The 5,006-nt window shown below is 65.7% G+C and carries 6 protein-coding genes and 1 pseudogene; 3 read left to right on the top strand and 4 right to left on the bottom strand.

The window, feature by feature from the left end; genetic code table 11:
* Positions 1-128 precede the first annotated feature (128 nt).
* Positions 129-1,103: a glycine betaine ABC transporter substrate-binding protein gene (locus tag AB0M65_RS40195; RefSeq protein ID WP_364040701.1), complete on the top strand. Its 975-nt coding sequence runs from the start codon at positions 129-131 to the stop codon at positions 1,101-1,103.
* 30 nt (positions 1,104-1,133) lie between these two features.
* Here the strand turns inward: AB0M65_RS40195 and AB0M65_RS40190 are convergent, their stop codons facing one another.
* Both AB0M65_RS40190 and AB0M65_RS40185 read right to left on the bottom strand, forming a co-directional pair.
* Positions 1,134-1,553: a DUF6292 family protein gene (locus AB0M65_RS40190; protein WP_364040698.1), complete on the bottom strand. Its 420-nt coding sequence runs from the start codon at positions 1,551-1,553 to the stop codon at positions 1,134-1,136.
* Between the two features lie 76 nt (positions 1,554-1,629).
* On the bottom strand, positions 1,630-2,070 hold the full coding sequence (locus tag AB0M65_RS40185) for an Hsp20/alpha crystallin family protein (protein ID WP_364040695.1): 441 nt from the start codon (positions 2,068-2,070) through the stop codon (positions 1,630-1,632).
* 105 nt (positions 2,071-2,175) lie between these two features.
* Here AB0M65_RS40185 and AB0M65_RS40180 point away from each other — a divergent pair, with 105 nt between their 5' ends.
* The gene (locus AB0M65_RS40180; protein ID WP_364040692.1) at positions 2,176-2,784 is read left to right on the top strand and encodes an HSP18 transcriptional regulator; all 609 of its coding nucleotides are present in this window, start codon (positions 2,176-2,178) and stop codon (positions 2,782-2,784) included.
* A 19-nt stretch (positions 2,785-2,803) separates the two neighbouring features.
* Here AB0M65_RS40180 and AB0M65_RS40175 read toward each other — a convergent pair.
* Positions 2,804-3,122 (bottom strand): annotated as a pseudogene (locus AB0M65_RS40175) (hypothetical protein).
* Positions 3,123-3,189: 67 nt separating this feature from the next.
* Entirely contained in the window at positions 3,190-3,441 is a 252-nt protein-coding gene (locus tag AB0M65_RS40170; RefSeq protein ID WP_364040689.1) for a hypothetical protein, read from the bottom strand.
* Between the two features lie 816 nt (positions 3,442-4,257).
* Here AB0M65_RS40170 and AB0M65_RS40165 point away from each other — a divergent pair.
* Positions 4,258-4,593 carry a MerR family transcriptional regulator gene (locus tag AB0M65_RS40165; RefSeq protein ID WP_364040686.1) on the top strand — a complete coding sequence of 112 codons (336 nt, stop codon included), beginning with the start codon at positions 4,258-4,260 and terminating at the stop codon, positions 4,591-4,593.
* The last annotated feature ends 413 nt before the right edge of the window (positions 4,594-5,006 follow it).

Below are 5,006 nucleotides of genomic sequence, written 5' to 3'. Positions count from 1 at the left end.
CTTCGGCCGAGTACACCCAGTACGAGGCCGAAGGGCCCGCGCCGCCAGGAACCACCTGGATCACGAACCCTATCGAACAGATTTGCCAGACACGCCCTAGCTCGACCGACTTCAAGGAGGACCACCCCATGCGGATGCTCCAGCGCACGACCGCCGCCGCGCTCGCGCTCGTCGCGGCAGCGGCGCTCGCGACCGGCTGCACGATCGGCAAGGACGAGACCGGCGCCCAGGTGGGCGCGGGCTCCATCAAGAAGATCGACGCGCTGACCGGTGCCCAGATCCGCGTCAGCTCCAAGGAGTTCGACGAGCAGCTGCTGCTCGGCCAGATCGCCCTCGCCGCACTGCAAGCGGCCGGGGCGAGCCCACAGGACAAGACCAACATCACCGGTTCGAGCAACGTCCGCCAGGCGCTCACCAGCGGCGCGGTCGATTTGTATTGGGAATACACCGGCACCGCCTGGATCAGCTACCTCAACCAGACCAAGCCGATCAGCGATCCGCAGGCGCAGTACGACGCGGTCAAACAAGCCGACACCGCCAACGGCGTCACCTGGTGGGCACGCTCGCCTGCCAACGACACCTACGCCCTCGCCGGCAACCCGGCGACACTGGCCCAGACCGGCGTCAAGACGTTGTCCGACTACGCGGCACTGGCGAAGCGGGACCCGGCCGCGGCCTCGACCTGTATGGGCCCGGAGTTCAAGAGCCGGGACGACGGTTTCCCCGGCCTGGCGAAGACCTACGGGTTCACCCTTCCCGACCCGCAGGTCCACCTGCTCAACGACGCCGTCGTCTACCCGAGCATCGGCAAGGGAGACCCTTGCGGCTTCGGCTCGGTCGCCTCCACCGACGGGCGCGTCGCCGCGCAGCACCTCACCGTGCTCGAGGACGACAAGCACTTCTTCCCGACGTACAACCCCGCCATCACGATCGCCACGCCGCTCGCCCAGAAATACCCGCAGCTGGAGCAGATCTTCACGCCGATCGCCGCGAAGCTCGACACCGCGACGCTCACGGATCTGAACAAGAAGGTCAGCGTCGACGGCCAGAAGTCCGCCACGGTCGCCCGCGACTGGCTCAAGTCGGCGGGCTTCATCAGCTGAACCGTCAGCTCGATCCACGCACCCGCGGGCTCACGCTCGCCGGCTGAGGACGACTTCGAGGTCGGCGAGACCGGTCGCGCCGCGAAGGTGTGGCGGGGTGAGGCGTCCGATGCGGTGGTCGTCGTCGCGCAGGGCCGTGACGAACCGGGTGACCTCGGCCGGAGGTGGGACGACGGTCTTCCCGCCGAGGTAGCGGATGACGATGAGATCTTCGCCGGAATGAGTTTCGATCGCGGCGGCCCAGCCGTGGACCTCGTCCCAGAGCAGTGCGACGTCACGGCCGGGGCGGCTGCGGAGTTGCTCGTCGAGGGCGACGTAGGCGGAGGCCGGGCTGTCGTGGTCGACGGTGCACGATTCGAGCCCGATGCCGAGGGCGGAGGTGACCTCGGCGAGGTAGTCCCAGAGTGAGGCAAGGACCGGTAGTGGGTGCCGGGTAGGCGTGGTGATCATGGCGGTCAACGAGGATGCCCTTCCTGCGAAGGCTGTCCGGTGGGACCCGCGCGGCAGGCCCCACCGGACGTGGCTCTCAGGCTTGAATCTCCTTGCGGTCTGTTTCACTGCCGGCGATGTCGATGCGCCGCGGCTTGGCCTTTTCGGCGATCGGGATGCGCAGGGTCAGCACTCCGGCTTCGTAGCCGGCCGCGATGTGGTCGGTGTCGAGGGCGTCTCCGAGGAACAGTTGCCGGGAGAACACCCCCAAGGGACGTTCGGATACCTGCATCTGGACGTCCCCGCCGGGAGCCGGCCGTCGTTCCGCCTTGACTGTCAGGACATTGCGTTCGATGTCGAGTTCGATCGCGTCGGCGCTGACACCCGGAAGATCGAAACAGACCACGAACTCGTCCCCCGCGCGATAGGCGTCCATCGGCATCGTGGCCGGTTTGGACCACGTCCCCGGGGCCGTGGTGCCGAACATGTGCTGGGTGAGACGGTCCAGTTCACGGAACGGGTCGGTGCGCATCAACATGGGGTTCCACCTCCTGGTTTCTCGGTTTGTGGCGTCAACACGCACTACTCTTGTACCATGTCATCGAAACGATGACAACAGTGAAGTCGTCGATAGGATGACGGTATGGATATCGGACCGACTCAAGTGGTGCGGAGCGTGCACGAGGTGGTGGCTGCCGCTCGTGCCGGCGTGGTGGAGTCAGAGCAGGTGCTGGCCGCGCTGGCCGCGTTGCGATCCGTGCGTGAGGAACTGGCCGCGTGGGAGCCCGAACTGATCGCGGCCGCCCGCGACGGCGGAACCAGCTGGGGCGCACTCGCGCCTGCCTTGGGGGTGGCCAGCAGACAAGCGGCGGAACGGCGATTCCTGCGGTTGCGGCCGTCCGATACCGGTGAGCACACGGGGGAGGCACGCGTCGACGCCGAACGTGATCGGCGGGCAGGCGATCGCGCGGTGGCGGAGTGGGCGCGGCGGAACTCGGCGATCCTGCGGCAGCTGGCAGGCCAGGCCGGTGCGCTGGGTGGCTTGACCGCGGAGGCCCGCAAGAGCGCCGACAGGCTCAGCGCGGCATTGGCCGAGAACGACGCGACCACCCTCTTGGCCCCGCTGGCCGCTCTCCGCGCGCACCTCACCCGCGAGCACACCGGTTTCGCCGACCAGCTGGAAGCGATCGGAGAGTACGCCGATCAAGTGCGGCAGGACGCCATGGACAACCGCAGAGAGCGCACTACCTGACAGCGAACCTTTACGCTGCTCAGCCGCCTGGTTCTTCGAGGCCGGAGAGCAGGGTCAGGGTGGCGAAGCCATCTTCGGTGCTGGGCCAGTGCGCACGGACGACATCGATTCCCGCTCGGCGAACGACGCCGCGCAAGGTAGGCCAGCACGAGGCCGAGCCGGATCCGGATTCCGCGGGGCAGGTCTTTGTCCGCGGCCAGGCGGAACTCGTCGGGCGGTAAGCGCAATGCTTCGCGTAGCAGCCCGGCGCGCGGCCGGATGACCGCCAGCGCGGCGACCAGCACCAGCCACGCCGCCACCAGTGCGACTGCCACACCGATGAGCGGATCCCACGTCATCTGAGTGAGTCTGCGGGATCCCCGGCGCGCACAGTCTGAGCGACGCCTGGCAAGAGATGACGTGCGTTTACGCGCCCAGCCGGCTGTAAAGGCGCCCGGCCAGGGTGGCGGCCAGCTGATTGAGCTGTCCGGTGGGGTCGAACTGGGCGTACTGGCCCAGCACTTCCGCCACGACGTGCGCTTCGGTCTCCGAGAGCAGTGCGACACACCGTTCACGGCGACCCTGATCGGCCAGCTGTCTGAGAACGCGGGCGTACTCCTGGTGGTCGCGCACGCCGGTCAGGCCGTAGGGGTCCTGTCGCGCGGTCGAGTCGGTCATCCCGCCAACCCTTTCGAGTGTTGTCGTCCGCAGGTTCCTGCGCTCTGACCTGCGGATGTCCGGTTCCCTGCAGTCTTCAACGCCGAGGCAGGAACAAATCTATGGCGACTGGGGTAGACATTCAAACCCAGCCGCGTGTAGTGTTCTGCTCATACCGAGAGAGACAACGTCAAGCAGGCGCGGGAGATGACGGAACTACCCGCGAGGTGAGACAAGACGGTCAGGCAGGACGAAGCCAATCAGTGAACAGGTTTCGGCTGGTGACCGGAGAAGCAAGGCAAGTGCAGTAAACGCAGTACGCAAGTAAACGCAGTTAGCAGTTAGCAGTACGCAATTTGTAACGCAGTTAGCAGTATCAAGTTGCAAGTCAGCTAGTGGTAAATGTTTTACGCAGTTGGTTAGTGCAGGACCGGTCAGGTGGCCGGGGCCGATCTCAGCCAGGGCTCCGGGCAGTGGCCAGCGGCGTGACGCGTGCTGGGACCGATTAGTGAAAGGGTTCCAGCCGGTGATGACCGTGGCAGTAGCAGAACAAGAAGTAGTGCACAGCAAGAGGAAAACACAGGAAAGAAGGGAAAGGGCACATCATTGGATCGCCCGCGGCGGCTGGGCAGTAGTGCCGCGCGGGTACCGCAGTCCCATCGGATTGGAAGGTGGTTCTCGGTTACGAATCAGCGATCTCCGCATCGTCCGCCTCTCGGACGGACGCCGCGGATATAGTAATTCGGCTTCACGGCCGGTTGACAATGATGAAACCCAACCCCTGGGACCCCGGGCGCCGTACATGGCGCCCGGGGTCCCTTGTGATGTGGAGGTGGAATGATTCCTGACCAACGCGACACCCATGCCCCCGGCTTCAGCGGGGCGGACAAGTTCGACGACGACCAATACCCCGCCTATACGATGGGCCGGGCCGCGGAAATGCTGGGTGCCACCCAGAACTTCCTGCGCAGCCTCGACGAGGCAGGCCTGATCACGCCGCAGCGTTCGGCAGGCGGACACCGCCGCTACTCGCGCCACCAGCTTCGCATCGCCGCACGTGTACGGGAACTGGTCGACCAGGGCACGGCTGTCGACGCTGCCTGCCGCATCATCTCCCTCGAAGACCAACTCCACGAATCCCAACGCCGGAACGAACTCCACTCCACCGAGTAACCCGCAGGGCCTGGTGTGCCGCCATGATTTGGCGGCCCGCCGCCCCGGTTATTCGAGGGGTAAGGCAAACGTAGCGTGCCCGAGTCTCTGTCTTGAGGTCGCGACGTCCGCTTCGCGAGCTTCAAGGCGGAGACGCTTCGCGGCGCGGGCTCGTGCCGCGCCCACAGAGCCCAGCCGCGCCTTGACTATCCACAAAAGACACTTCTGGGCTGCAAAATGCCCGATTCACGCCCATCTGTGCGGTTCGTGGTGGGGGTCGTGAGTGATTTGGGTCGTTAGAGCGAACCCGCTCTTAAGCACTTACGCGTCGCCTGTGGCGTTGCTCGCGTGAAGTACATGAAGGCCCCCTTCCTTGCGCCTAGCGCAAGGAAGGGGGCCTTCCTGTACTGGGGAAGGTGTGAAGGTCGAGTTTC

The sequence above is a fragment of the Amycolatopsis sp. NPDC051071 genome, assembly GCF_040682875.1.
Taxonomy (GTDB): Bacteria; Actinomycetota; Actinomycetes; order Mycobacteriales; family Pseudonocardiaceae; genus Amycolatopsis.
Note: the sequence above shows the minus strand (reverse complement) of the source record. Positions and strands in the feature narration are given on the sequence as shown.